This is a genomic window from Methylobacterium sp. BI1 (assembly GCF_056680125.1).
The window spans coordinates 5073182-5099768 of the sequence record NZ_CM155267.1 but is presented as its reverse complement, the minus strand read 5'-3'; the positions used below and the strand labels follow the sequence as shown (position 1 = coordinate 5099768).

The 26587-nt window shown below is 71.1% G+C and carries 25 protein-coding genes; 15 read left to right on the top strand and 10 right to left on the bottom strand.

Going from position 1 to position 26587, the window contains the following annotated elements:
* Positions 1–3: 3 nt before the first annotated feature.
* Genes AC1MGR_RS24195 through AC1MGR_RS24160 form a run of 8 tightly spaced genes read left to right on the top strand, consistent with a single transcriptional unit; the run spans position 4 to position 7585 of the window.
* Positions 4–789 carry a succinate dehydrogenase/fumarate reductase iron-sulfur subunit gene (locus AC1MGR_RS24195; RefSeq protein ID WP_480233223.1) on the top strand — a complete coding sequence of 262 codons (786 nt, stop codon included), beginning with the start codon at positions 4–6 and terminating at the stop codon, positions 787–789.
* Complete coding sequence (locus tag AC1MGR_RS24190; RefSeq protein ID WP_480233222.1) at positions 786–1115, top strand: succinate dehydrogenase; 330 nt, start codon at positions 786–788, stop codon at positions 1113–1115. Before AC1MGR_RS24195 ends, AC1MGR_RS24190 begins: the two co-directional genes overlap by 4 nt.
* Positions 1112–1507, top strand: a complete 396-nt coding sequence (locus AC1MGR_RS24185) for a succinate dehydrogenase, cytochrome b556 subunit (protein ID WP_480233221.1) — start codon at positions 1112–1114, stop codon at positions 1505–1507. Before AC1MGR_RS24190 ends, AC1MGR_RS24185 begins: the two co-directional genes overlap by 4 nt.
* Before the next feature lie 26 nt (positions 1508–1533).
* Positions 1534–2406 carry a fumarate hydratase gene (locus tag AC1MGR_RS24180; protein ID WP_480233220.1) on the top strand — a complete coding sequence of 291 codons (873 nt, stop codon included), beginning with the start codon at positions 1534–1536 and terminating at the stop codon, positions 2404–2406.
* A gap of 28 nt (positions 2407–2434) precedes the next feature.
* Positions 2435–3040 carry a fumarate hydratase C-terminal domain-containing protein gene (locus AC1MGR_RS24175; protein ID WP_480233219.1) on the top strand — a complete coding sequence of 202 codons (606 nt, stop codon included), beginning with the start codon at positions 2435–2437 and terminating at the stop codon, positions 3038–3040.
* Positions 3040–4770, top strand: a complete 1731-nt coding sequence (locus AC1MGR_RS24170; protein WP_480233218.1) for an L-aspartate oxidase — start codon at positions 3040–3042, stop codon at positions 4768–4770. The genes AC1MGR_RS24175 and AC1MGR_RS24170 overlap by 1 nt, the downstream gene beginning before the upstream one ends.
* Positions 4771–4809: 39 nt before the next feature.
* Complete coding sequence (locus tag AC1MGR_RS24165; protein WP_480233217.1) at positions 4810–6519, top strand: thiamine pyrophosphate-binding protein; 1710 nt, start codon at positions 4810–4812, stop codon at positions 6517–6519.
* A gap of 49 nt (positions 6520–6568) precedes the next feature.
* On the top strand, positions 6569–7585 hold the full coding sequence (locus AC1MGR_RS24160) for an ABC transporter substrate-binding protein (protein ID WP_480233216.1): 1017 nt from the start codon (positions 6569–6571) through the stop codon (positions 7583–7585).
* Between the two features lie 43 nt (positions 7586–7628).
* Here AC1MGR_RS24160 and AC1MGR_RS24155 read toward each other — a convergent pair whose 3' ends face one another.
* A complete protein-coding gene (locus AC1MGR_RS24155) occupies positions 7629–8147 on the bottom strand; it encodes a c-type cytochrome (RefSeq protein WP_480233215.1) in 519 nt (172 codons plus the stop codon).
* A 55-nt stretch (positions 8148–8202) separates the two neighbouring features.
* Positions 8203–9591: a sulfite dehydrogenase gene (gene soxC / locus AC1MGR_RS24150; RefSeq protein WP_480233214.1), complete on the bottom strand. Its 1389-nt coding sequence runs from the start codon at positions 9589–9591 to the stop codon at positions 8203–8205.
* A gap of 236 nt (positions 9592–9827) precedes the next feature.
* Here soxC and AC1MGR_RS24145 point away from each other — a divergent pair, with 236 nt between their 5' ends.
* A complete protein-coding gene (locus tag AC1MGR_RS24145) occupies positions 9828–10010 on the top strand; it encodes a hypothetical protein (RefSeq protein ID WP_480233213.1) in 183 nt (60 codons plus the stop codon).
* Between the two features lie 37 nt (positions 10011–10047).
* Here the strand turns inward: AC1MGR_RS24145 and AC1MGR_RS24140 are convergent, their stop codons facing one another.
* Positions 10048–11151: a PAS domain-containing protein gene (locus tag AC1MGR_RS24140; protein ID WP_480233212.1), complete on the bottom strand. Its 1104-nt coding sequence runs from the start codon at positions 11149–11151 to the stop codon at positions 10048–10050.
* A 477-nt stretch (positions 11152–11628) separates the two neighbouring features.
* Between AC1MGR_RS24140 and AC1MGR_RS24135 the strand changes: the two genes are divergently transcribed.
* The 4 genes from AC1MGR_RS24135 to AC1MGR_RS24120 all read left to right on the top strand — a co-directional run bounded on the left by AC1MGR_RS24135 (position 11629) and on the right by AC1MGR_RS24120 (position 18215).
* Positions 11629–13113 (top strand): methyl-accepting chemotaxis protein, encoded by a 1485-nt coding sequence (locus AC1MGR_RS24135; RefSeq protein ID WP_480233211.1) that lies wholly within the window; start codon positions 11629–11631, stop codon positions 13111–13113.
* A gap of 191 nt (positions 13114–13304) precedes the next feature.
* Positions 13305–15632, top strand: a complete 2328-nt coding sequence (locus AC1MGR_RS24130; protein ID WP_480233210.1) for a putative bifunctional diguanylate cyclase/phosphodiesterase — start codon at positions 13305–13307, stop codon at positions 15630–15632.
* A gap of 386 nt (positions 15633–16018) precedes the next feature.
* Positions 16019–17893 carry a methyl-accepting chemotaxis protein gene (locus AC1MGR_RS24125; RefSeq protein ID WP_480233209.1) on the top strand — a complete coding sequence of 625 codons (1875 nt, stop codon included), beginning with the start codon at positions 16019–16021 and terminating at the stop codon, positions 17891–17893.
* A 7-nt stretch (positions 17894–17900) separates the two neighbouring features.
* A complete protein-coding gene (locus tag AC1MGR_RS24120) occupies positions 17901–18215 on the top strand; it encodes a hypothetical protein (RefSeq protein ID WP_480233208.1) in 315 nt (104 codons plus the stop codon).
* Positions 18216–18330: 115 nt separating this feature from the next.
* Here the strand turns inward: AC1MGR_RS24120 and mnhG are convergent, their stop codons facing one another.
* The 7 genes from mnhG to AC1MGR_RS24085 all read right to left on the bottom strand — a co-directional run bounded on the left by mnhG (position 18331) and on the right by AC1MGR_RS24085 (position 25000).
* Positions 18331–18672, bottom strand: a complete 342-nt coding sequence (mnhG, locus tag AC1MGR_RS24115; RefSeq protein WP_480233207.1) for a monovalent cation/H(+) antiporter subunit G — start codon at positions 18670–18672, stop codon at positions 18331–18333.
* Positions 18669–18953, bottom strand: a complete 285-nt coding sequence (locus tag AC1MGR_RS24110; RefSeq protein ID WP_055957555.1) for a K+/H+ antiporter subunit F — start codon at positions 18951–18953, stop codon at positions 18669–18671. Before AC1MGR_RS24110 ends, mnhG begins: the two co-directional genes overlap by 4 nt.
* Positions 18950–19438 (bottom strand): Na+/H+ antiporter subunit E, encoded by a 489-nt coding sequence (locus AC1MGR_RS24105; protein WP_108037794.1) that lies wholly within the window; start codon positions 19436–19438, stop codon positions 18950–18952. The genes AC1MGR_RS24110 and AC1MGR_RS24105 overlap by 4 nt, the downstream gene beginning before the upstream one ends.
* A complete protein-coding gene (locus AC1MGR_RS24100) occupies positions 19435–21042 on the bottom strand; it encodes a monovalent cation/H+ antiporter subunit D (protein WP_480233206.1) in 1608 nt (535 codons plus the stop codon). The genes AC1MGR_RS24105 and AC1MGR_RS24100 overlap by 4 nt, the downstream gene beginning before the upstream one ends.
* Positions 21043–21088: 46 nt before the next feature.
* Positions 21089–21457, bottom strand: a complete 369-nt coding sequence (locus AC1MGR_RS24095; protein WP_108037798.1) for a Na+/H+ antiporter subunit C — start codon at positions 21455–21457, stop codon at positions 21089–21091.
* Entirely contained in the window at positions 21457–24390 is a 2934-nt protein-coding gene (locus tag AC1MGR_RS24090) for a monovalent cation/H+ antiporter subunit A (protein WP_480233205.1), read from the bottom strand. The genes AC1MGR_RS24095 and AC1MGR_RS24090 overlap by 1 nt, the downstream gene beginning before the upstream one ends.
* 343 nt (positions 24391–24733) lie before the next feature.
* The gene (locus AC1MGR_RS24085; protein ID WP_480233173.1) at positions 24734–25000 is read right to left on the bottom strand and encodes a hypothetical protein; all 267 of its coding nucleotides are present in this window, start codon (positions 24998–25000) and stop codon (positions 24734–24736) included.
* A 520-nt stretch (positions 25001–25520) separates the two neighbouring features.
* Between AC1MGR_RS24085 and AC1MGR_RS24080 the strand changes: the two genes are divergently transcribed.
* Both AC1MGR_RS24080 and AC1MGR_RS24075 read left to right on the top strand, forming a co-directional pair.
* Positions 25521–26150 carry a recombinase family protein gene (locus tag AC1MGR_RS24080; protein ID WP_108040014.1) on the top strand — a complete coding sequence of 210 codons (630 nt, stop codon included), beginning with the start codon at positions 25521–25523 and terminating at the stop codon, positions 26148–26150.
* 121 nt (positions 26151–26271) lie between these two features.
* Positions 26272–26571 carry a hypothetical protein gene (locus AC1MGR_RS24075; protein ID WP_480233204.1) on the top strand — a complete coding sequence of 100 codons (300 nt, stop codon included), beginning with the start codon at positions 26272–26274 and terminating at the stop codon, positions 26569–26571.
* The last annotated feature ends 16 nt before the right edge of the window (positions 26572–26587 follow it).

Here is a 26587-nt window from a genome sequence, read left to right as displayed (position 1 = left end):
GGCATGAACGCTCCGGTTCCCACCCCCTCCCGGGCCGATCCCACGGTCGAGGCCGTGCCCGGCGCGACGCTGACGGTGCGCATCCGGCGGGACGACGGCTTCCAGGCCTTCACCGTGGCGCGGCGCCCGGCCCAGACCATCCTCGACGTGGTCACCGAGATCCAGCGCGAGCAGGACCCGACGCTGGCCTACCGCTTCGCCTGCCGGGTCGGCATGTGCGGCTCCTGCGCCATGACGGTGAACGGGCGCCCGCGCTGGACCTGCCGCACGCGGGTCGCGGCGGTGGCGGAGGAGGACGGCCTCACCCTGGAGCCCCTGCGCAACCTGCCGGTGGTCAAGGATCTGGCCGTCGACATGGAGCCGTTCTTCGAGAAGTGGACCGCCGCCCACGGGGCCTTCGAGCCCGGCGACGCGCCGCCCGCGGACTTCGCCGTGGTGGCACCGGATTCCCCGGAGCGCCGGGCCGTGGATGCCGGCATCGAGTGCATCAATTGCGGCGTCTGCTACGCCGCCTGCGACGTGGTCGCCTGGAACCCGGATTATCTCGGCCCGGCCGCCCTCAACCGGGCCTGGACCCTAGTGAACGACGTCCGCGACCGGGGCCAGGCGGCGCGGCTGGAGGCCGTGTCCGGGGATGCGGGCTGCCAGTCCTGCCACACCCACATGAGCTGCACCGAGCATTGCCCCAAGGCCCTGGCGCCGACCTTCGCCATCGCGGGCCTGAAGCGGGCCACCGCCCGGTCGGCCCTGAAGCGCTTCGGCGCCCGGCACTTCCGGAGGTCGGCATGAGCCCGCTCCTCTACGTGGCGCAGCGCGGCACCGCCGTGATCCTGGCGGTGGCGGTGGCGGTGCATCTCGGCACCATCCTGTACGCCGTGCGCGGCGGCCTCACCGCCGGGGAGATCCTGGGGCGGACGCAGGGCAACCACGCCTTCCTCGTGTTCTACGGCCTCTTCGTCGTGGCGGCGGCGGTCCACGCGCCCATCGGCCTGCGCAGCATTCTGCGGGAGTGGACGCCCTGGCGCGGACGCTCCCTCGACGGGGCGATGCTCGCCGTCGCGGCGCTGCTCGTCGTCCTCGGCCTGCGCGCGGCGCTCGCGGTCTACGTCGCATGAGCGCCGGGACGCAGACCGCAGCCCCGCGGCGCAACGCCCTCCGGGCGGCCCGTCCGCGTGCAGCCCGGCCGCGCGCGGGCTTCGCCGCCGCCCTGCTGCACCGCCTCTCGGGGATCGCCCTGGCGCTGTTCCTGCCGATGCACTTCATCGCCCTCGGCACCGCCCTGCAGGGGGCCGACCGCCTCGAGAGCTTCCTCGGGCTGACCCATAACGGCTTCGTGCGCACGGCCGAGTGGGGCCTCGTCAGCGCGCTCGCCCTGCACATGGTCCTGGGGCTGCGCGTGCTGGCCCTCGAATGGTTCGTCACCCGGGAGCGGACGGCCCTCGTCGTCTCCGCCTGCGTGGCGGCGGGGCTGGCGGTGGGGCTCCTGTTCCTGCTCGGCGGCGCCTGAGCCCAACCCGCGATAAGGAGACCGGCATGGACCTCGACCTCACCGAAGTCGAAGCGGTGTGCATGGACCTCTACGTCCGCGCCCTGAAGCTGCTGCCGCCGGACATCAAGGCGGGCTTCACGGATCTCGCCCGCGACGAGACCAGCGCCACCGGCCGGGCGATCCTCGGCACCATGGTGGAGAACATCGCGGTGGCCGAGCGCACCAAGAACATCCTCTGCCAGGATACCGGCATCCCGATCTACAACGTGGTGATCGGGCGCGACGTGCGCGTCGAGGGCGTCGACCTCAAGGCCGCCATCCGGCGCGGCTGCGCCCGGGCCACCACCGAGCACTCCCTCCGCTCCTCGGTGGTCCACCCGATCACACGCGTGAACGAGCAGACCTCGTGCGGCATCCGCGTGCCGATCATCCACGTGGATTTCGACGACCGGCCCGAGACCGTCTCGGTGGAGATGATCCCGAAGGGCTCGGGCTCGGAGAACGGCTCGTTCCTGCAGATGCTGCTGCCCTCGGACGGCATCAACGCGGTCAAGCGCTTCGTCATCGACCGGGTGATCGAGCTCGGCGGCCGCGTCTGCCCGCCGACCATCGTGGGCGTCGGCATCGGCGGCACCTCGGACCTGTGCATGCACCTCGCCAAGGTGGCGGCCACCCGCAAGCTGCGCACCGCCTGCTCCGACCCCGAGGGAGCCCGGATCGAGGCGGAGCTGTCGCGGGCCGTCAACGAGCTCGGCATCGGCCCGCAGGGGCTCGGCGGCCGCTCCACCAGCTTCGCGGTCCATGTCGAGGTCGCCGCCACCCACATCACCCAGAACCCGGTGGCGGTGAACATCCAGTGCCACTCGGCCCGCCGGGCCCGGGCGACCTTCACCCCGGGCGGCATCGCCTTCGAGTGACCCACGCGGCTTCCGGGAGGGCAGCGCCATGCACCACATCCTCGACATGCCGATCGACGAAGCGCAGGCCCGCGCCCTGAAGGTCGGCGACACCGTCACCCTGCGCAAGACCCTGTTCGGCATCCGCGACGCCACCCTGATCCACATGTTCGACCGGGCGCGCCGGACGCATCTCGACCTCGCCGGCCACGCGGTCATCCACACCGCGCCCAACGTCCACCGGGTGCCGGTCTCGCCCGAGGCGCCCGTGGGCTACGCGCCGTTCTGCATCGGCACCACCACCTCCATGCGGATGGAGCGCTTCACCGACGCCCTGATGCGGCGCGAGGGCGTGCGCCTCATCGTCGGCAAGGGCGGCATGGGCCCCCAGACCCTGGCGGCCTTCGCCGAGCAGGGCGGCGCCTACCTCGCCATCGTCGGCGGCGCCGCCGCCCTGGAGACGACCTGGATCGAGCGGATCGAGGACATCGACCTCGACGACCTCCACCCCGAGAGCCTGTGGAAGTTCGCGATCCGCGACTTCGGACCCCTCCTGGTCGGCATGGATTCCCACGGCGGCTCGCTCTTCGCCGACGTCCAGCGCGACGTCGCCAGCCGGCGGGACGCCGTCATCGAGAGCCTGGGAGCTGCCTGATGCGCGCCGTGCCGACCACGATCGAGACCGACATCCTCATCCTGGGCTCCGGGGGCGCCGGCCTGTTCGCCGCCCTCCACGCCAAGAAGGCCGCCCCGGACCTCGACGTCACCGTCGCGGTGAAGGGTCTGCTCGGCAAGTGCGGCTGCACCCGCATGGTCCAGGGCGGCTACAACGTCGCCCTCGCCCCGGGCGATTCGGTCGAGCGCCACTTCATGGACACGATCGAGGGCGGCAAGTGGCTCAACAACCAGGAACTGGCCTGGACCCTGGTCACCGAGGCGCAGGTCCGCATCCGCGAGCTGGAGACCGAGCTCGGCTGCTTCTTCGACCGCAACCCAGACGGCAGCGTCCACCAGAAGGCCTTCGCCGGGCAGACCTTCGACCGCACCGTGCACAAGGGCGACCTCACCGGCATCGAGATCATCAACCGCCTCTCCGAGCAGGTCTGGCGCCGGGACGTCCGGCGCCTGGAGGACCACCGCGCCCTCGAGCTGATCCCGGCCGCCGACGGCTCCGGCCTCGCCGGCGTGCTGATGCTGGACATGCGGACCGGGGTCCCGGTCCTGGTCCGCGCCCGGGCGACCCTGCTCGCCACCGGCGGCGGCCCGACCATGTACAAGTTCCACACGCCCTCCGGCGACAAGACCTGCGACGGCCTCGCCATGGCGCTCCGCGCCGGCCTGCCCTTGCGCGACATGGAGATGGTCCAGTTCCATCCCACCGGCCTGCTGGCGGGCGCCGGCACCCGGATGACCGGCACCGTGCTGGAGGAGGGGCTCCGGGGCGCGGGCGGCTACCTGCTCGATGCCGGCCGCGAGCGCTTCATGCAGCACTACGATCCCCGCGCGGAGCGGGCGACCCGCGACGTCGTCAGCCGCTCGATCATGCGGCGGATCCGCGACGGCCACGCCACCCCCCACGGCGGCGTCTACATCCAGATGAGCCATCTCGGCCCCGCGGACGTGGCCGCCAAGTTCAAGGGCATGGTGGAGCGCTGCGCCGATTGCGGCTTCGACCTCGCCGGGGGCCTGGTCGAGGTCATCCCCACCGCCCACTACATGATGGGCGGGGTCGCCTTCCGCCCCGGCTGCGGCACCGAACTGCCGCGCCTCTACGCGGCCGGGGAGGATACCGGCGGTGTGCACGGGGCCAACCGCCTCGGCGGCAACGGCGTCGCCAACTCGACGGTGTTCGGGGGCCTGGCCGGCTCCGCCATGGCCCGCGACGTCCGGGCCGTGCGCCGCCTCGCCGAGCCCGATCCCCACGCGGTGGAGGCGGGGCTCGCCCGCGCCTACGGCCCCCTCGGGCGCCCGGCCGGCGACCTGGAGGCGATCCGAGAGACCCTCTACGCCACCATGTGGGACGATGTCGGCATCCTGCGCGACGCGGCCGGGCTGGCCCGGGCCGGGGAACGCCTCGACGGCCTCGCGGCCGCGGTGGCGGAGGCCGGCATCCCCGACGGCGACCGCCGCTACAACCTGACCTGGATGGACCGGCTCAACCTCGAGAACCTCGTCCTCGTCAGCCAGGCGATCCGGGCGGCGGCCCTGGCCCGCACCGACAGCCGCGGGGCGCATTTCCGCGAGGACTTCCCCGACGCCTCCGATCTCGCCACCTCGCACTACACCGTGGTGCGCCAGGGCGTGGACGGGCTCGGCGTCACCCTGGAGCCCGTCGCCTTCACCCATGTGCGCCCGGGCGCCTCCCTGCTCGACGCGGCGGCCTGAGGCCGCGCCCCCACCCGACGGATCGCCGAGAGAGACGCCATGGACCAGTCCCGGGGCCGGCCGCGCGGAGCCGACATCGTCGTCGAGACGCTGGAGCGCCTCGGCGTCCGCCGCATCTTCACCCTGTCGGGCAACCACATCATGCCGATCTTCGATGCCCTGCTGGGCACGGACATCGCGGTGGTGCATGTCCGCCAGGAGGCCGCCTGCGTGCACATGGCCGATGCCTGGGGCCGCCTGACCGGGGAGGTCGGGGTCGCCCTGGTCACCGGCGGCCAGGGACAGACCAACGGCGCCGCCGCCCTGTTCACGGCGCTGGCGGCGGAGAGTCCCGTCCTCCTGCTCTCGGGCCATGCCGGGCTGTCGGAGCTCGGGCGCGGCGCCTTCCAGGAACTCGCCCAGGCCGACATCGCCCGGCCGATGACCAAAGCCTCGTGGACGGCGGCCTCGGTCGACACCCTGGCGGACGACATCGCCCGGGCCCTGCGGATCGCCCGCGAGGGCCGGCCGGGGCCCGTGCATCTCAGCCTGCCGGTCGACCTCCTGGAGGCGTCCGCTCCGGCCGCCCCCTCTGGCGAACCCGCCGCGGCATCTTCGGCCCCGTCCTCAGACCGATCCACGGTCCCGGCCGGGGCCGCGAGCCCGGCCGGCGAGCCCGGCGCCGACCTCGTCGCGGCGGTGACGGCGGAGCTCGAACGGGCGCGGCGCCCCTTGATCCTGTGCGGCCCGGTGGCCTGCGGCGCCGAAGGGCGCGCCCGGATGGCGGCCCTGGAGGCGGCCTCGGGCGTGCCCGTCCTCGGCATGGAGAGCCCGCGCGGCCTCAACGATCCGAGCCTGGGCGCCTTCGCCGAGGTGCTGGCCCAGGCCGATTGCCTCGTGCTCGTGGGCAAGCCCCTCGATTTCACCCTGAAGTTCGGCGAGGCGCCCGCGGTGGCGCCGGCCTGCCGCTTCGTCGTCGTCGACCCCGACCCCGCCCTCGTCGCGCGGGTCGACCCGGACCGCCTCGCCGTCTCGGGCGCGGCCGATGCGCTGCCGACCCTCGCGGCCCTGGCCCGAGTCCCGGGCGAGTGCCGCCCCGCCGGCCGGCCGGACTGGCACGCCGCCGTGCGGGCGGCCGTGGCCTACCGCCCCCTGGAGTGGGACGACCGGCGCGGGCCGGAGGGCCGCCTCCATCCGGTGGAGCTGTGCCGCGGCGTCGCCGCCTTCCTGGACCGGCATCCCGGCGGCACCCTGATCTGCGACGGCGGCGAGATGGGGCAATGGCCCCAGGCCCTGGTGCAGGCCCCCCGGCGCCTTATCAACGGGGTTTCGGGCACCATCGGCGCGTCGCTGCCCTTCGCCCTGGCGGCCCGGCTCCACGATCCGGCGGGGCCCGTGGTGGCGGTCCTGGGGGATGGCACCTTCGGCTTCCACATGGCCGAGTTCGACACCGCCGTGCGCTACGGCCTGCCCTTCATCGCGGTGGTGGGCAACGATGCCCGCTGGAACGCCGAGTACCAGATCCAGCTGCGCCAGTACGGCGCGGCGCGGGCCCGCCACTGCGACCTCCTCAGCTCCCGCTACGACCGCGTCGTGACGGCGCTCGGCGGCCACGGCGCCCTCGTGACCCGGGCCGAGGACCTGCCCGGGGCCCTGGAGGCGGCTTACGCCAGCGGCCTGCCGGCCTGCCTCAACGTGCTGATCGAGAGCGTGCCCGCCCCGGTGATCCGCCGGCCGAAGATGTCCGCGGCGAAAGTCCCCGTTCCGTAAGGCGGCCCGACCGCCCCCACCCTCGCGAGTCCGGTCCAGGGAGGTTCACATGCGCCGACGCGACGTACTGGCCGGGGGACTGCTCGGCGCGGGACTACCGCTCCTCGGAGGCGCGCGCCCGGCCCGGGCCGAGGTGCAGGCGGTCAGCATCGCGCGCCAGCCGAGCCTGGGGCACCTGCCGCTGATGCTCATGGAGGACCGGGGCCTGCTCCAGAAGCACGCCGCGGCCCGGGGCCTGCCGGGGCTCGGCGCCCGCTACGTCACCCTGGCGGGCGGGGCCGCGATGAACGACGCGCTCCTGTCCGGCTCGGTCCAGTTCGTAGCCGGCGGCGTGCCGCCCCTCGTCCTGCTCTGGTCCAAGACCGAGGGCACCGGCATGGCGGTGAAGGGCGTGGCGGCGATGAACGCCATGCCGCTCCTCATGAACACCAACGCGGAGCGCATCCGGTCGCTCGCCGACTTCACCGACCAGGACAAGATCGCCCTGCCGGCCGTGAAGGTCTCCGTCCAGGCGATGTTCCTGCAGATGGCGGCCGAGAAGGAGCTCGGCGCGGCGCGGCGCAACGACCTCGACCGCCTGACCGTGACCCTGTCGCACCCGGACGGCATGGCCGCCCTCCTGGCCGGCCAGGAGGTGACCGCGCATTTCACCGCCGCGCCGATCCAGGAGCTGGAGCTGCGCAGGCCCGGCATCCGGACGATCCTCAATTCCTTCGACGTGCTCGGCGCGCCCTCGACCTTCAACGTGGTCTGGGCCTCCGCCGCCTTCGTGGAGGCCAATCCCCTCGTCCACGCCGCCTTCACGGCGGCCCTGGAGGAGGCGGTCGCGTCCATCGCGGGCGACTCCCGGGCCGCCGCCGAGGCCTATGCGCGCCTCGCCCGCGACGGCTCCGATGTCGGCCTGATCGCCTCGATCCTGGCCTCGCCCCAGGTCAGCTTCACCACCACGCCCCAGGCGATCCTGCCCGTGGTGAGCTTCATGGCCCGCACCAAGGCGATCCGGCGCGGCGCCCAGGACTGGCGGGAGCTGTTCTTCGCCAACGTCCACGCCAAGTCCGGCAGCTGAGGCGAGCCGGACCCCTGAGCCAACCCCGGGCGTCTTCCGCGTCTCAGGGCACGTCGGGGCGCGGGTCCGGCACGAAGCCGTCGCGGTTGGGCATCCGCACGGCGGCGAGGGTCCTGGCGTCCAGGACGGCGTCGTCCGGTACCAGCCCGTTCAGGTTCAGCAGGTAGCCGACGACGGCGTAGACCTCGTCGTCCGTGAGCGATTGCGGCGCGTTCATCGGCATGGCCCGGCGGACGTAGTCGAACAGCGTCGGGGCATAGGGCCAGAAGCTGCCCACCGTCTTCACCGGCTTGGCCGAGGCGAGGGTGCCCTGGCCGCCCACGAGCCGGTCGCCGATGCCGCCCTCGGCCTTCTCGCCGTGGCAGGACGCGCAGCGCTCGGCGAAGAGGGCGCCGCCCTGGGCGACGCTGCCGCGGCCCGCCGGGAGCTTCCGGCCGTCCCGGTCGATGTCGATGTTCCAGGCGGAGACCTCCGCCGCGGTGGCGGGGCGTCCGATCCCGTAGCGGCCCTCGGCCGAGACCGGGCCGGCCGAGACGACGGCGGCCAAACCGATCGCGGTCATTCCGATCGCGGCCAAGGTGACCGCGGGACGTGCGCCCCCCGGGAGCGCGGCGGCGTCACGCTTTCGGATAGCCATTCGACACCTCTCCGCTCTCCGCGATGCGCCAGGGGATGACGGCGTTGTTGTGGTAGAACGAGTTCAGGCCCCGGGCCCCGGCCAGCTCGGAGAAGAGCGGCTGCACGTAGCCGGTCTCGTCGGTGGCCCGGCTCTGGATCACGGCGGGCTCCCCGTTCCAGCTCCAGGCCAAGCGGAACCGGGTCAGCGCCTTGTCGAGGACGGGCGCCTGCAGCTGCGCGTCCTGCCAGCTCCGGCCGTCATCGACCGAGACCTCGACCCGGGCGATCGTGCCCCGCCCGCTCCAGGCGATCCCGGTGATCTCGGTGAAGCCGGGCACGATCCGCTGCGTCCCCGAGGGGCGCGTGATCACCGACTTCGCCTCCATGGTGAAGGTGAACTGCCGCGCGGTCCCGTCCGGCATCAGGTCGGTGTACTTGGCCGTCTCCTCGCGGGAATAGGCCGGCTCGTCCGTGACGTTGAGCCGGCGCAGCCACTTCACGCTCATGTTGCCCTCGTAGCCGGGCAGGAGCACGCGCAGGGGGTAGCCCTGCTGCGGGCGCAGGCGCTCGCCGTTCTGGCTGTAGACGAGCAGCGCGTCGTCGAGGCACTTCGCGATCGGGAGGCTGCGGGTCAGCGCGGCCGCATCCGCGCCCTCGGCGATCACCCACCTGGCGCCCGGCTTCAGTCCGGCCTCCTCCAGCACCGTCTTCAGGCGCACCCCCGTCCATTCGGCGCAGCTTACCAGCCCCACCAGGTCGGAGGCGGTGCGGCCCGCCCGGATCGCCTTGAAGTCGGGGTTCCCCGAGCACTCGATGAAGTGGATCCGCGACACGCTCGGGAAGCGCCGGACGTCGTCCATGGTCAGCACCAGGGGCCGCTCGACCAGGCCGTGGATCATCAGCCGGTGCTGGGCCGGGTCGATCTCGGGGACGCCGCCATGGTGGCGCTCGTAGAACAGCCCGTTGGGCGTGATGATCCCGTCGAGCTCCTGCAGCGGCGTGCGTACCGAGGCCGAGGTGTATTGCTTGAGGGTCTTCGGAATGTTCTTGACGACGTTCTTCTCGAACGGCGATGGCGTCCCGTAGGGCTGCGCCCCGGTGTCCGCGCCGGGGGCCGTCATCCAGGGCGGTACGCCCGGCGGACCGCCGGCCGGGGCCTCCGCCGCGGCCGGATCGGCCGCGAGTTCGGCGACCAGGCCGCCGCCGACGAGGGCCGTGCCCCGCGCCAGGAAGGACCGGCGCGACCTCGACACGACCTGCGTGGTATTCCGGACGCGATCCTCGTCGGATTCTGTACCGCTCACCCTGCACTCCTTCACCGGATCGGGCACCGGATCGGGGCCGTCGTCGGGGGCGGGAGTGTAGAGCCGCGCCTCCGATCCCGTCATCCTCTTCCGGTTCTCGCAGGCACTCTATCGTGACGGACCGGTCGATCCAGCGGAATTGTGCAGGTAAGCCCAAAAGGTATGCATTAAGGTTCTGGACACGAATCGGGTGCGGGCCGCATGATCTCGCTCCCGGATCTCAGGTGGAGGTGCGCGCCATGGGTGGTTATTGGCTCTGTGATACGCCTCAGGGAGCGCTCCGCATCCAGCGAACGCTCCTGGCGCAGAAGGATTGTTACGTGGTTCTGCTGGACCACGACGTTCTCGGAACCTGTGAGTCGGCGGAGCAGGGGCTCAGGATGCTGACCGAGGAGCACGTCTACAAGGCCTCGTGCGGGCTGGACCTTGCGCGCCTGCCGATCCCCCGCTCCCTGGACGGCTGGACCTTCGCACCCGCCGCCGCGCGCCGGACGGCCAACTGAACGATATCTCCGGGGCGGCCCGAGGGCGCCACCCCGCTTACGCCTCGCGGACGCCGGGCTTCTTCCCCGCCTCGAAGATGAACTCGACGCCGACCCCCTCGAGGGCCCGCCGCACGGCCAGGATCGTGTCGTGCCGCGGCTGAATCGTGGAGTTGGAATCCTCCAGTCGATTCAGTGTCGAGACGGAGACGTTGGCGAGCTTGGCCAGTTCCTCCTTCGACAGGCCGGTCAGCCCGCGGGCGGCCCGCACCTGTCCCGAGGACAGTCCGGCCTCGCCGGAATCCGCAACCGCCGCCTGGGGGGAGGGTGGCGGCGAGGCCTCGGTGCCGGAGGCCCCGTACCGGTTCCGGCCCGGGACGTTGAGGCAGACGCCGACCCACTCCCGCACCGAGCCATCGCGGTTCAGGACCGGGGCGCCACGGGCGTTGAACCAGCGGTAGATGCCGTCCGCGCACAGAACCCGGTAGTCGGTGTTGTAGGGCGCGGTATGCGCGACCGCCGTCATCCAGGCCGCCTGGGTCCGGGCGCGATCATCGGGGTGGACGGCGTTCAGCCAGCCCATGCCCTCCATCTCGGTGTGGCTCTGGCCGGTCAGGGCCATCCACTGGGGCATCTCGCTGGGCTCGCCGTTCGCCTTGTTCACCCAGAAGACCGCGGCGGTCGCGGCGATCAGGGCGTTGAGGCGGTCGTGCCGCTGCATGACCGCATTCATGGCATCGTGACGGGCCGTCACGTCGAACACCACGCCCATGCCCTGGTTCGGCTTGCCGTCCGGCCCCAGGATCACCTCGGCATGGTGCAGAAGCCAGCGCTGGGTGCGATCGGGACGGATGATGCGGAACTCGCGGCTGATCGGCTGACCACTCCGCAGCACCGCGATCTGGTCCGCGTGGGCCGCCTTGTCGTCGGGGTGGATCATGTCCATGCCGAACGCGAAGGTCACGCGGGAGGCCGGGTCCAGGCCGAGGATGCGGTAGAGGCCCGGCGATGCATCGAGCCGTTCGGTGCGGAGGTCCGCGGACCAGAAGCCGATCTTGCCCGTATCCTCGATGAGCTTGAGGAAGTGCCGGGAGGAGAACGCCCGCAGGGTCCCGTCGCCGTCGGGTGCCGCCTGGGGGCGCATCAGGACTCTGGTGGGCACGGACTTTCCCTTCCGCTCTCGTGATTCGACCTGCCTGGGGTCTTTATGGCGCCGAAGTGGCTTACAAATCGATGAAAAGACACTTGGCCCGGCATTCCGGCCCTGATCGAACCCCCTGGCTGGGCAACAGGTGGCGTACCACGTCCAACGACATGCGCATCGACGTCTCCGGCGGGACGAAAACAGGTACGAAAACTAACGATCGTCTTGCGCCTTGCCGCTCAATCACGTGCGCGGCCATTCGAAGACCAGAGGAAACACCCTGGTAACGAATGCCGGCTCATCGGCAGCGTCCGACGACTGAGGTGACAGACTTCGTGTCAGCGTGGTGCGTCGCTCGCGCATTCGGGAGAGGATGACAGAAAAATCGACGCGAAAATCCGTAGATACCCCCGAGTTTCGAGAATTCGGCTGCGCTTGCGTTATGCCCGCGTGCCTAATCTGCCCCAACAACGGCAACCTGTCCGTTGCAGGGGAATGACGATGTTCTGGGATGGCGGTGAACTGAAATCGAAGCTGAGCGCGCTCGACGCATCCCAAGCGTTGATCGAGTTCGACCTCGACGGCCGGGTCGTCACAGCCAACCAGAACTTCCTCGACGCGCTGGGTTATCGCCTGGAGGAGATCCGCGGTCAGCACCATGCGATGTTCGTCGAGCCCTCCGAACGGGATGGCGTCGCTTACCGCCAGTTCTGGGAGGCCCTGCGCCGGGGCGAGTACCAGGCCGCGGAGTACAAGCGGATCGGCAAAGGCGGTCGCGAAGTCTGGATCCAGGCGAGCTACAATCCGCTCGTCGGTCGCAACGGCCGGCCCTACGGCGTGTTCAAGTGCGCCACCGACATCACGGCCCAGAAGCGGCGCAACGCCGATTTCGAGGGTAAGCTGAACGCCCTCGACCGGTCTCAGGGCATCATCGAGTTCCATCTCGACGGCACCGTTCTCACCGCCAACGCCAACTTCCTCGCCCTTGTCGGCTACCAAGCCGACGAGGTGACGGGCCAGCACCACGCGATGTTCGTCGAGGCGGGCGAACGGACCGGAGCCGCCTACGGCGCATTCTGGGATGCTCTGCGGCGCGGCGAATACCAGCAGGCGGAGTTCAAGCGCATCGCCAAGGGCGGCCGGGAGGTCTGGATCCAGGCCACCTACAACCCGGTGCGCGATGCCTCCGACCGCCTCGTGAAGGTCGTGAAGTTCGCCACCGACATCACCGCCTCGGTCATCGAGCGGCAACGGCGGACCGCGCTCCAGCGTGCCATCGACCGCGACCTCGACGGCGTCGCCGCCTCCGTGTCGCGGGCTTCCGACCAGGCCATGGGCGCCGCGAGCGCCGCCGAACAGGCATCGGGCAACACACAGAGCGTCGCCGCGGGCGCCGAGGAGCTTGCGGCATCGGTCGGCGAGATCAGCAAGCAGGTCCATCGCGCCCTGCAGGTCACCGGGCGCGCGGTCGAGCAGGCGGAGGCCACCTCGACCGTGATGGCCGGCCTGGCGACGGCGGCCCAGTCCATCGGCGAGGTCATCGACCTCATCGACGACATCGCCCGCCAGACCAACCTCTTGGCGCTGAACGCCACCATCGAGGCGGCCCGGGCCGGGGAATCGGGGCGGGGCTTCGCCGTCGTCGCCGCCGAGGTGAAGAGCCTGGCCGCCCAAACGGCGAAGGCGACCCAGAGTATCGGAAGTCAGATCACCGGCACGCAATCCGCCGCCCGCGAGGCCGCCACCGCCATCGGCCGCATCGGCGAGACCATCGGGCAGGTGAACGACATCTCGGCCTCCATCTCGACCGCCGTCGCGCAGCAGGCCGCGGTGGCGCAGGAGATGTCGGCCAACATGCAGGCGATGACCGGTGCCGTCACCGAGATCAGCCAGAACGTGAGTCTGATCGCAGTCTCCGCCCGCGAGGTCGACGCCGCGACCCGGCAGGTCCGCGAAGCCTCTCGCAGCATGGCCGCCTGATGCCGCCCGCCTCCGAAAAACCCAACCTGCCCGTCCGAGGGGACGGAACCCGGGACCGCGGCGCGGTCCTGGACGAGGGTCGCATCACCCGCGCGCCGGCAAACGCGAACGGCGATATCGGCGCGGACCGCGGCGAGACCGCTCCGGGGCAGGCCGATGCACAGGCCTCCCCGTCCCAGGAGGAAGCACGGTTGAGTGCCGCGGTGCGCGCAGCGATGCTCGGCGAGACGCTGCAGCTCGGCCGCTATTCCGCCTTCACCCAGGCGGCCGTGGCGCTGGCGCTGGCGGCCATCTTCTGGGACATCGCCTCGAAGACCTACCTGGCGGTTTTGGCCGCGGCGGTGACGACGCTCTGCGGTGCCGCCATCATCGCCACGCGCTTCTATCGGGACGGCATCGGCGGGGACGCGTCCTGCCCCTCCACCCGCGAGGCCTTCCGGGCGCTCTGCCTGCTCGCCCTCGGGCGCGGGCTCGCCTGGGCGACGATGCCGGCTGTCCTGCTTCCGACCCTCGACAATGCCTATCGGGTCGTCGTCGGGGCCGTCTGCGCCGCCCTGATCTCGCACGCCTACGTCGCCGGCCCCGTCTTCTCCCTCGCCGTTCTGGCGGTGGCCCCGGTGGTCGCCGGCATCTTCGTCGGCCTGGCAGGGTGCGAGGGGCCGGTCGGCCAGGACGTCGCCCTGCTGCTGACCCTCTATGCGACCTTCGTCTTCGTGAGCGCGCGCCGCCTGTCTCGGCATGCCTATCAGCGTATCCGGGACCGGGTCGTCGTCCAGGCGCAGAGCGAGACGATCGAGCTCCTGCTCAAGGACTTCGCCGAGGGGACGAGCGACTGGCTGTGGGAGATCGATGCCGTCGGCCGCCTGAGGCCGTCGCTCGAGCCGATCGCGGCCCTGCTGGGCGTCGATCCGATCGCCCTGCGTCACCGCACGTTCCAAACGGTCCTGAAGGACTTCGCCGACGAGGCCGGGGGCGCGACGGGTATCGATGCCGTCCTGACCGCCATCGCGGCGCGGAGTCCCTTCCGCGATCACACGGTCCGGCTCCGGACGCCGGCGGGCGGGCGCTGGCTGACCCTCAACGGCCGGCCCGTCTTCGACGCCCTCGGGACCTTCGTCGGATATCGCGGCGTGGGATCGGACGTGACGGCCAGCCGCGAGGCGCAGGCGCGCGTCGCCTTCCTCGCCGGCCACGACACCCTGACGGGCTTGCCCAACCGGGCGGCGTTCCAGGCGGCCCTCGAAGACCTCTGCAGCGCGGCCTCATCGGGGGCGGGCCGGGGCGTGCTGCTCTATCTCGATCTCGACGGGTTCAAGGCGGTGAACGACGGGCGCGGCCATCTCATCGGTGACCGCCTCCTCGGGAAGGTCGCCCTGCGCCTGAGAGACCTCTGCGGGTCGGAGGCTACCGCGTACCGCCTCGGCGGCGACGAGTTCGCGGTTGTCGCCCGCCGGGCCGACAAGGCTGCGGCGGAGACGCTGGCCAAGGGCCTCGTCTCCGCCCTGCGGCAGCCCTTCCGGATCGATGCGGCGCATGTGGAGATCGGCGTGAGCGTCGGCATCGCCTCCGTGCCGGACGATGCGATCGATCCGTCGAGCCTCCTGTCCCGGGCCGACCTCGCGCTCTACAGCGCCAAATCGGCCGGGAAGGGGCGCTGGCACAGCTTCGACCCGTCGCTCGAGGAACGCGCCCATCGTCAGCGTCAGCTGGACACGGACATGCGCGCGGCGCTGGCCGCCGACCAGATGGAGCTGCACTACCAGCCGCTGGTCGACATGCGCAGCGGGCGCGTCACCGGTTTCGAGGCGCTCCTGCGCTGGGACAAGCCCGGGCACGGCTGGATCTCGCCGGGCGAGATCATCCCCATCGCGGAAGCCACCGGCTTCATCGTCGAGATCGGCGGATGGGCCCTGCGCCGCGCCTGCACCGACGCGCGCCGGTGGCCGGACCTCTGCGTCGCGGTGAATATCTCCTCCATCCACGTGCGCATGCCGACCTTCCATGAAGAGGTCGCCGCCATCCTGCGGGAGACGGGGCTCGCGCCCGAACGCCTGGAGATCGAGATCACGGAATCGGTTCTGCTCGACCACGGCGACGAGGTTTTGGAGAACCTGAAGCGGTTGCGTCACCAGGGGGTGCGCATCGCCCTCGACGATTTCGGCACGGGCTATTCCAGCCTGAGCTACCTCACGGAATTCCCGTTCGACAAGGTGAAGGTCGACCGCTCCTTCGTGCGCGACCTTCAGGGGCGGCCCGAAAAGGTCGCCGTCGTCGAGGCGATCGCCCGGATGGCGCGCGCGCTGTCCATGAACGTGACGGTCGAGGGCGTGGAGACCCAGGCGCAGCTCGACGTCCTGCGCGCCAAGCGCTGCGACGTCGCACAGGGCTTCCTCTACAGCCCCGCGCGGCCGGCGTCCGAGGTGATGGCCCTGATTGATCGCATCGAGGCGACGTCCTCGCCGGTGCACGCTCAGGCACTGGATCAGGCGTGGATGCGGACCGCGCTGGCGATCGTTTGAGGCCCGAGGCGGACCATTACCCCTCCGCGTGGGTGAGCCGCTTAGCAAACCTCGGAGATGGCGGAAAACCCATCACGAACGCCGATCGCGCAGAAACAAAATTGTCCTGTCCGGTCTCTGCGCATCGAAAAGACAGGTTTCGCGCGCCGCTCTGAATATTTGATTCAGATATCGTCAAGCGGTGAAGTCTCACAATGGCGTGAGGTCTTAGGCCGGTCATCGCGAAGATCCGGGCAACATGTCTGCACAAAGGGGAAAAATATCCGATGTTCGATTTCATGGGAGCGTCACGTAAATCGCGGTCTGGCGCTGCAATGTTTGGCAGCCTGCGTACGCCGGTTCTTGGGCTCGACGCGCTGTCGATCGTCAGGACGATGAATCCTGCGATGCAAGACTTGCTCGGGCCGAGCGGAATCGACCTTGCCGGTCGCCCCCTCGATGACCTCTGCCGCGACTTGGCTGGCCAGTCCGTCGTCGCTCCCGGCGCCCGCCAGCGGAACGACGTCCTGGTCCGCCTCGGCGGCCGACCCTTCGACGTCGCCGTCACGCCGCTGATGGATGGCCACACGATCGCGGGTTACGCCCTCGAATGGACCGACGCCGCCCCCCGCCTGGAGCGCGAGGACCAGGCCCGGCGCCTCGCCGCGATCGAGGCATCCCAAGCCGTGATCGAGTTCACCCCGGACGGCACCATCGTGTCGGCCAACGCGCCCTTCCTGGATGTCATGGGCTACACCCTCGACGAGGTCCGGGGACGCCATCACAGCCTCTTCGTGGAGGCGGCCTACCGGGACAGCCGCGCCTACACCGCCTTCTGGGACGGCCTGCGCGCCGGGCGTCCCGAGGTCGCCGAGTTCAAGCGCGTCGCCAAGAACGGCAAGGCCGTCTGGATCAAGGGCTCGTACAATCCGATCCGCGACGGCGCCGGTCAGGTCACGCGGGTGGTGAAGTACGCCACCGACATCACGGCCCAGACGGTCGAGACCAACGCGCTTCGCGGGCAGGTCGACGCCATCCGCAAGTCGCAGGCGGTGATCAGCTTCGACCTCGACGGCCGCGTGCTCGAAGCGAATGCCAATTTCCTCGCCGCCGTGGGCTATGCGGCGGCCGAAGTCGTCGGTCAGCATCACAGCATGTTCGTCGACGCCGAGCATCGCGCGACTACCGAGTATGCCCGGTTCTGGGAAGCCCTGCGCCGCGGCGAGTATCAGGCCGGACAGTTCCGCCGCATCGGCAAGGGGGGACGCGAGGTCTGGATCGAGGCCAGCTACAACCCGGTGCTCGATGCCGACGGACGGCCCGTGCAGATCTCCAAGTTCGCCATCGACGTGACGGCGCAGGTCGAGCAGCGGGAACAGGTCCGCCGCCTCGAGGAAGCCTCCGCACGCGAGCGGGTCGAGGCCGAGGCCCGCCACAAGGCCGACCTCGTGCAACTGGCCGACGCCTTCGAGCAGACGGTGGGCGCCGTCCTGGCCTCCGTCGCCTCCGCGGCGACCGAGCTGCAGGCGACCGCTTCCAGCATGTCGGGCATCGCGGCCGAGACCGCGCAGCAATCGACCGCCGTGGCCGCCGCCGCGAGCCAGGCGGCCGCCAATGTGGGCACCGTCGCGGCGGCCGCGGAGGAGCTCGGGGCTTCGGTCGACGAGATCAGCCGGCAGGTCGCGGGCTCCGAGGACCTGGCGGGCCAGGCCGTGGCCGAGGCGGAACAGACCGCGACCCTGGTTCAGGAGCTCAGCGAGGCGGTGCGCAAGATCGGCGACGTCGTCGCCATGATCTCGGCCATCGCGAGCCAGACCAACCTCCTGGCCCTGAATGCCACCATCGAGGCGGCGCGGGCCGGCGAGGCCGGTCGCGGCTTCGCGGTGGTCGCCGCCGAGGTCAAGGAACTCGCCAACCAGACCGCCCGGGCGACGGATGAGATCACCGGGCAGATCGGGCGGATCCAGGGGGCGACGGGCGGCGCCGTCAGTGCCATCGAGGGCATCCGCCGGCGCATCGCGGAGATCAATGCGGTCGCGGGGTCCATCGCGGCTGCCGTGCAGCAGCAGGGGGCGGCGACCCAGGAAATCGTTCGCAACGTGACCGAGGCCGCTACCGGCACCGGCGAGGTCACCAGCAACGTGTCCGGTGTCGCCCGGGCGGCCGAGGAGACCGGAGCGGCGGCGACGCAGGTCCTCACCGCCGCCTCCGACCTGTCGCGCCAGTCCGAGCACCTCGACGGCGAGGTCTCCCGCTTCCTCGCCAAGATCCGGGCGGCGTGAGCCGGTCATGAGCGAGAACCCCCGCTTCCCGATCGACCGGCCCGCCCGGGCGGTCCGCCGCGTCGGTCAGGCGGGGGAAAGCGGTGGCGTGGCGGGTCCCGATGCCGGCGGGGCCGGCCATGGGCTCAGCAGCGCCTCCGCGTCGATCACGCGCTCGCTGCAGGGCCTTCAGGACACCCTCGTCCTCCTGGTCGCCGCGCTGCCGGTAGACGATCCGATGGTACCCCGGCTCCACGTGGCCGCGGAGAACATGACGTGCCTCGCACGGGCCGTCCTGAACTACGTGGCGGTCCACGACCCTCACGCCGGATGGGAGCTCTGACCCGGACCACGGATCCTGAACGACGCGCCCCGCCTCGGGCGGCAGGACCGTCACCCGGGCCTGCCGGGCTTCCGAGACGGAACCGGCCGGCCGCTCGTTTTGGCCGGGGCGGGTGTCAGATCTCCGGCGGTGCGTCGGGCGTGCCCTCGTGCCGGTCGCGATGAGCGGCCGCTCGTGCGAGGAGCAGGAGCGTGACGGGCGTCGAGACGGTCAGGAAGACACCGATCAGGCCGTCGCGCAGGACGAGCCGGCCCTCGATCAGCGAGAGCAGCAGCATGGAACTGATGAGGATCAGGGCCATGCCCAGCGTCGCCCCGAGCGTCGGCGCGTGGACGCGTTCGTAGAAGGTCCGCAGGCGGATGAGGCCGAGGGCTCCGGTCAGCGAGAAGGCGGCGCCGACGATCGCCAGCCCGACGACCAGCCAGGCGGCCCAGAGCGGCAACTCCGCGCCGCTCACTGGATCACCTCGCCCTGCATCAGGAACTTGGCCAGCGCCACGGTGGCGGTGAAGCCGATCATGCCGAGGATCAGGGCCGCCTCGAAATAGAGGCCGCTGCCGGTGCGCATGCCGTGGACCACGATCGCCAGCATGCCGTTGAGGTAGAGGGTGTCGAGCCCGAGGATGCGGTCCTGCGCGCGCGGACCGCGCAGCATCCGCCACGCGGCGAGTGCCATGGCCAGCACCAGCATGCCCTGGGCGAGGCCGAGCCCCCAGTCGAGAACCGTCGTGGCGCTCATGCGAAGACCTCCATCAGGGGACGCTCGTAGCGGTCCTTCACCCGCCGCACCCATTCGTCGCCGCCCGTGTAGTCGAGCACGTGCAGGAGCAGGCAGCCGGTCTGCGAATCGTACTGCACCCACAGCGTGCCGGGGGTGCCGGTGAGGATGATCGACAGGACCGTGATGCCGAAGGGCTCGCGCAGGTCCAGGGGAATCGACACGAAGCCGGTGCGCCGCTCTCCGCTGCGCAGGCCGAGGATGATCCGGGCGACGTCGATGTTCGACCGGACCATGTCGTAGAGGACGACGACCGCGAGGCGCGCGAGGGTGCCCGGCGCGCGCACGTGCACGGCGCGGGGCTGCAGCGCCCGCATCACGGCGGGGACCGACAGCCCGACGAGGAGCGCCAGAACGACGCTGCCGGGGGTCAGCGGTGCGTTCAGCAGCAGCCAGGTCAGGGTAAGGCCGACCGTCAGCAGCGGGTAGGGCAGGAACCGGCTCATGCGCCCGCGCCTCCCCGCGCGGCGCCGAGGACGGCGCGGACGTAATCCTGCGGTTGGGCCAGCCATTGGACGGTGGCGTCCGCATAGGCGAGGGCCGGACCGCCCCAGAGGGCGAGGGCCAGGCAGGCGGCGAGCAATCCGGCGAGCGCCAGGAATTCGGACGGGCGCAGGACCGGCGGCGGGTCGTCGCTCGGAACCCAGAGATACTGGATGCCGAGCCGCACGAGCGGCGCCAGGGTCCCGAAGCTGGAGAGCGTCAGGGCGCCGATCAGCCACCAGGCCGAGGCGCTGATCGGCCCGGTGGCCAACCCGGTGAACATCGCGAGCTTGCCGACGAAACCGGCCAGCGGCGGGATGCCGGCGAGCATCAGCGTACAGAGGAGAAAGCCGCTGCCCAGGATCGCGACCGCCGCCGGAAACGTCCGGCCGATCTCGATCGCGTCGGCGTCGTCGAAGGGGTCGCGGTACTCGTCGGCGAAGACCGCCTGCTGGGCCTGCCCCGGAGCGCGGCCGCGCTGCAGGATCTCGGCCAGGAGGAACAGGGCCCCGGCGGCCAGGGTCGATCCGACGAGGTAGTACAGGGCGCCCGAGAGCGCCGCGGCGCTGCCGCTGCCCAGGACCGCCAGCATCGTGCCGGACGAGATCATGACGGCGTAGCCCGCCGCCCGGGTGATCTCGCGCGCGGCCAGGATCCCGATGGTGCCGTAGGCCATGGTCGCGAGCCCGGCCGCCAGGATCCAGGTCTGGCCGAAGCCGGCGGACAGGCCAGGACCGAACAGGAGCAGGCTCAGCCGGATCACCACGTAGATGCCGACCTTGCTGAGGATCGCCAGGATCGCGGCCGCGGGCGCGCTCGCCGCCGCGTAGGTGGTCGGCAGCCAGAAGCCGAGGGGCCAGGCGCTGCACTTGATCAGAAAGGCGATGCCGAGCACGGCGCAGCCGATCTCGAACAGGGCCGGTTCTGAGGCCGCCGGCGCCGCGAGCCGCCGGGCGAGGTCCGCCATGTTGAGCGTCCCCATGGTTCCGTAGATCAGGCTGACGCCCACGAGGAAGAACAGCGAGGCGACGAGGTTCACGGCGATGTAGCCGAGGCCGGCCCGGATCCGCGTCTCGCCCGAGCCGTGCAGGACGAGGCCGTAGGAGGCGGCCAGCATTACCTCGAAGAAGACGAACAGGTTGAACAGGTCGCCGGTGAGGAACGCCCCGTTGACGCCCATCAGGAGCAGCAGGAACAGGCCGTGGAAGCGGGGGCCCGCCCGGCCCCAGCGGGCGAAGGAGAAGACGAGGGCGCAGAGACCGAGCACGCTCGCCAGCACCAGCATCAGCGCCGAGAGCCGGTCGGCTACCAGGACGATGCCGTAGGGGGCGTCCCAGTTGCCGAGGCGATAGACCTGGGCCGCCGCATCGGCGCGCAGGGCCAGCACCAGGGCGATGCCGAGGAGGAGGACCATCGTGACGAGGCTGAGCCCCGATTTCAGCCGGCGCCGCCGCTCGTCCAGCAGGAACATCACCCCGGCCACGGCGATCGGCAGCACGATCGGCAGCACCACGAGGTGGTCCGACCAAGCGGTCTCGGCGGTGGCGGTCAGGACGGAGGGGGTCATCGGCAACGGATCATCAGGGGGGCGTGCATCATGCTGGGAAAACGCATCACGGGTGCGGAGTCCCGGGCTGCGGCTCGGCCTGGGAGGGCTCGCGGCCATCCACGTGGTCGCTGCCGGTGATGCCGCGGGCAGCCAGCAGGACGACGAGGAAGAGCGCGGTCAGCGCGAAGCCGATCACCAGGGCGGTGAGGACCAGGGCCTGGGGAACCGGATCGTCGACGGAGACCACCTCGGCGCCGGCGCCGAGCACGGGCGGCGCCCCGACCGTCAGCCGCCCCATGGCGAAGATGAAGAGATTCACGGCGTAGCTCAGGAGCGAGATGCCGAGGGCGACCTGGAAGGTGCGCGGGCGCAGCATCAGCCAGATGCCGGAGGCGGCGAAGACGCCGATTCCCAGGGACAGGACGAGCTCCATCAGGCCGGCTCCCTCTCGGCGGTGCGCTCCGCCTCGGCTTCGGCCGCCCGCGTCCGGCGCACGGACTGGTGCGCCAGGGCGACGAGCATCAGCGCGCTCGCCCCCACCACCAGGACCATGATCCCGAGGTCGAACACCAGCGCGCTCGCGACCGGCACCTTTCCGAGCAGCGGCGGCTCCCAGTAGGCGAAGTAGGCGGTGAGGAACGGCCGACCGAACAGCCACGACCCCGCGCCGGCCAGGACGGCGACCAGCAGGCCGACGCCGATCCATGCGATCGGCCGGATACGCAGGCGCGCCTCAACCCACTCGGCCCCCTGGGCCATGTATTGCAGCACGAAGGCGATGGTGAGCGCGATGCCGCCCGCGAAGCCGCCGCCGGGCAGGTCGTGTCCCCGCAGGAACAGGTGCAGGGCGAGCAGGACGATGAAGGGGAACAGCCAGGTCATCACCACCCGAGGCACGAGCAGGGCATCGGCGGCAGTGTCGCCGGGACTGCGCCCGGCCCGCGACGCGTCGTAGGCGTCGTGGCTGACTTGCTGCTTGGGACGCTCCAGGCTGTCCGAGGCGGGGCGGAAGCGGCGCAGGAGCGCGAACACCGTGAGGCCGACGATGCCGAGCACGCAGATCTCGCCGAGCGTGTCGAACGCGCGGAAATCGACCAGCAGGACGTTGACCACGTTGCGCCCGCCCGCCTTCGGGTAGGCCTCCTCCACGAACCAGCGCGCGATGCCGTCGACCGCCGGCCGGGTCATCACCGCGTAGGACAGGCCGGCGAGGCCGAGCCCGGCGAAGGCCGCGATGCAGAGGTCGACGATGCGCCGCCGCCGGGCCCGCGCCGCCTCGGAGGCCGGCGCCTGGATCGCCGCGTCGCGCTTGGGCAGCCAGCGCAAGCCCAGGAGGAGCATCACCGTGGTGACGATCTCCACCAGGATCTGCGTGACCGCGAGGTCGGGGGCCGAGAGCCAGAGGAAGGTCAGGCTGCTCACCAGCCCCGCGCCGCCGACGAAGATCGCGGCGGACAGGCGGTGGTACTTGGCCCGTTCCGCCGCGCCGACGGCGCAGGCCGCGCCCACCAGCCACATCAGTGCGAAGGCGGGGTCGAACGCCGTGCTCTTGCCCGGCGCGAACAGATCGAGCCCCCGCCCGGCCCCCGCCAGCATGGCGGCCAGGAGCACGGTCAGGAAGAGGATGCGCAACTGCACCTGGAGGCGCTCGCTGCCCAGGTACCCCTCAAGCCGGCGGGCCCCGGTCACGAGGCCGGTCATCGCCCGCTCGAACAGCCAGCCGCCGTCGAGCCGGTCCATCAGCCAGGGCCCGCCACGGGGATTGGCGTTGATCCGCCGCCCGAACACCGCGTAGAGCGCGACGCCTCCGACGAGCGCCACGACGCTCAGGGCCAGGGGCGCGTTGAAGCCGTGCCAGATGGCGAGGTCGTAGTCCGGCGTCCGCACGCCGAGGACCGACCGGACCGCGCCCGCGAGGGCGGGCCCGATGGTGAGGTTCGGCACGAGGCCGATGGCGATGCAGACCAGGACCAGCAGCTCGATCGGGATGCGCATCCACCGGACCGGCTCGTGGGGGGCGTGCGGCAGGTCGTGGGGGGCGGGGCCGAAGAAGGTCTGCCGGATGAAGCGCACCGAGTAGAGCATGGTGAAGGCGCTCGCGAGGGTCGCCAGGACCGGCAGGGCGAGGTTGAGCCAGTGCTCGCCGGCGTTGTCGACCGCCTCGGCCAGGAACATCTCCTTCGAGAGGAAGCCGTTGAGGAGGGGCACGCCCGCCATCGCGGCGGCGGCCACCATGGCCAGCGTCGCCGTATAGGGCATCGCCCGCCACAGGCCGCTGAGGCGGCGCATGTCCCGCGTGCCCGTCTCGTGGTCGATGATCCCGGCCGCCATGAAGAGCGAGGCCTTGAAGGTCGCGTGGTTCACGGTGTGGAAGATCGCCGCCACGACGGCGAGGGGCGAGTCGAGGCCGAGTAGGAGGGTGATCAGCCCGAGATGGCTGATCGTCGAGTAGGCGAGCAGCCCCTTGAGGTCGTGCTGGAAAATCGCGCTCCACGCGCCCACCAGCATCGTCGCCATGCCGGCGGTGCCGACGATCCAGTACCAGCTCTCGGTACCGGCCAGCACGGGCCAGAACCGGATCATCAGGAAGATGCCCGCCTTCACCATCGTGGCCGAATGCAGGTAGGCGCTGATCGGCGTCGGGGCCGCCATCGCGCGCGGCAGCCAGATGTGGAAGGGGAACTGCGCCGACTTGGTGAGGGCACCCGCGAGCACCAGCACCAGGGCCGGGAGGTAGAGCGGGCTGGACCGGATCGCATCGCCCGAGGCCAGGACCACCGCGAGGTCGTAGCTCCCGACGATCCGCCCGAGCAGCACCATGCCGACGAAGAGGCAGAGGCCGCCGGCCGCCGTGATGGTGAGGGCCATCCGGGACCCGTCGCGGGCGGAGGCGTTGTCGGTCCAGTAGCCGATCAGCAGGAAGGACACGATGCTGGTCAGTTCCCAGAACACGACCAGCTGGATCAGATTGCCCGAGAGCACGATGCCCAGCATCGCGCCGACGAAGGCGAGGAGATAGCTGAAGAGGCGCGGCACCGGATCTTCGGCCGCCATGTAGTAGCGCGCGTAGAGGACGACGAGCGCGCCGATCCCGAGGACCAGGACCGCGAACAGCCAGGCCAGGCCGTCGAGCCGCAGGACGACCTGGACGCCGAGGGTCGGAAGCCAGTCCGCCGCCCAGACGACGCTGCTGCCGTTCGCGGATACCGCCGGGTAGAGAAGCCCGATGCAGGCGAGGCACACCACCAGGATCGACCCGGCCAGGATCGCGGCGGCGTTGCGGGCCTGTGCGGGAAGGCCGATCACCGCCGCGCTGCCGAGGAAGGGGAGGATCGCGGCGATGGCAAGGAGGAGTTGCGGCGGCATCAGCTCGGGCGATGAGAGGAACGGGCGGACACGGACGGCCTCGGCAGCCGAAGGGGGCGCCGGTCCGCGAGCGGGAACGCGCTGATGCACGTTACACGGCTATAGCCTCCGGGAGACCGGGTGGCGAGCACCGGTAGGCGGGCGCGGCCCAAATCCACGACGCGACCCGCCGCGGCGTGGGCCGGGCGGGTCGGTGTGGGCTCTGGTCGGTGGTGGCTGGGCTACAGGTTGAGGAAAGCCTGGGCCGATCCGACGATGGTGAAGACGAGGCCACCGGCGAAGGCGGCGACCATGGCGTAGGAGAAGCCTTTCAGCAGCATGGGGGTCTCCGTTGCGGGTCCGATCAGCAGCGGTTTCCGCCGGAGGTCTGGCCGTACTGCTGGGTGGGGAAGTTCTGCTGGTTGGCGTTGCCCTCGGCGGCCGAGCTCATCGGGCAGCTATAGGGGTTTCGCAAGGGGGCAACGCTACGGAACTCCAGTGAACCGGTCGTTTCGACGTCGTAGGGCGAGAAAGCGGTGTAACGGGACGGCCTTTCGAAAGCCATAGCGGACGAGATCGGAGCAACGCCGAGGACGAGAGCGGCGGCGAGGGCGGCGATACGGGTCTTCATTGAGGCTAACTGGCTCCTATACAGTACGAACCGGGTTATGTGGTTCGTTTCAACTGTCTGAACCCAATATGGGATCTCGATCTCATCCATGACGTGCGTCCAGGCACGTGGAGGACAGGATTAAACAATCGGTCCCGAGATGACGATTCGAACACGTCTGGATGCATCATGAATACATCTTGGACAAAGACGTCGTAAGTCTCTGGCGAAGGAGGTCCTGGATGAGCTCTCCCGTCGAAGCCGGGGCACCACCACCGAGCGCCAGCGGACATTCGACCGCACGGGAGCGGGATCCGCGTCGAAGGCCGCTGGGAGCCGCACGCCCCCGTGCCGGGTAAGGGGAGGGAGCCCCCCACCCGTCCGGCGTCGGGGAGCGCCGGGCCGCCCCTCAGGCAGCCGGGCCCCTGCCGCCCGCCGCAGCACGCCGCAGCACCTCCGCCATTGGACCGTCGCATGGATTGACACGGGAACGGACGGGCGTCTTCGTGCGGGCCTGGATAGTCGAGTGTGGCCGTGATCGATGAAGACCATTCTGTATGCCCGGGTTTCGACCGGAGACCAGACCATCGCCCTCCAGGAGGCGCAGGCAGCCGCGGCGGGCTTTGCTGTCGACGAGGTCGTGGCCGATGACGGGGTGTCGGGCCTGAGCACCTGCCTGCGGGAGCGCCCGCAGGGGCGCCGGCTGTTCGACCTGCTGCGGCGGGGCGACGTTCTGGTGGTGCGCTGGGTGGACCGCCTCGGCCGCAACTACGCGGACGTCTGCGACACGCTGCGGGAGATGATGCGCCGTGGCGTCGTGGTGCGCACGGTCATCCACCGGCTGACCTTCGACGGGGCCACGGCGGATCCGATGCAGCAGGCGGTGCGCGATGCCCTCATCGGGTTCATGGCGGCGACGGCCCAGGCCCAGGCGGAGGCCATGCGCGAGGCGCAGAAGGCCGGCATCGCCCAGGCGCGGGCACGCAGCGACGTCTATCGTGGACGCAAGCCGAGCTTCAGCCGGGCGCAGTACGAGGCGGTGCGCTCCGCCCTCGTCGCGGGGCGGGGGATCTCGGCGATCGCCGCCGCGACGGGCCTCAGCCGGCAGACGGTCTACCGCATCCGCGACAATGCCGCGGAGGCGGAGGCGGCCCTGGCGCGCTGGGCCTGAGGTCCGGACGGACGGAAGACCTGAGCCGACGGCAGCCCTGGCGCGGCCCGGGCGCTGCTTCGTATGGTCGCCTCCCGCGGGCGGCCGCATCGGCTAGTCTGGGGCGCCTGACCGATGCGGGATGACCATGGGCGCCGCCACTCTCCTCGGGCTCACCACGCTGGCGTTTCTCGCGCCGCTTCCACCTGAGCGGTTCGTTCCGCCGGAGCCGCCGCCCCGTGGGGTCGGCTGGGCGGTCTGTGCCGTGGCCGCGCTGCTCCTGGTGGTCACGGTCGTCCCGCTCAGCCTCGCCCTCGCCGACAAGTGGGCCATGGACGCCCATGTCGCCGAATGCCGGGCCGCGGGCGGCCGATTCGTGCCGGTCGCGTCGGTCAACGGGCGGGCCTATCGCTGCGACCAGCCGGAGCGTCCGCGCTCCTGACGCGACCGCCCGATCC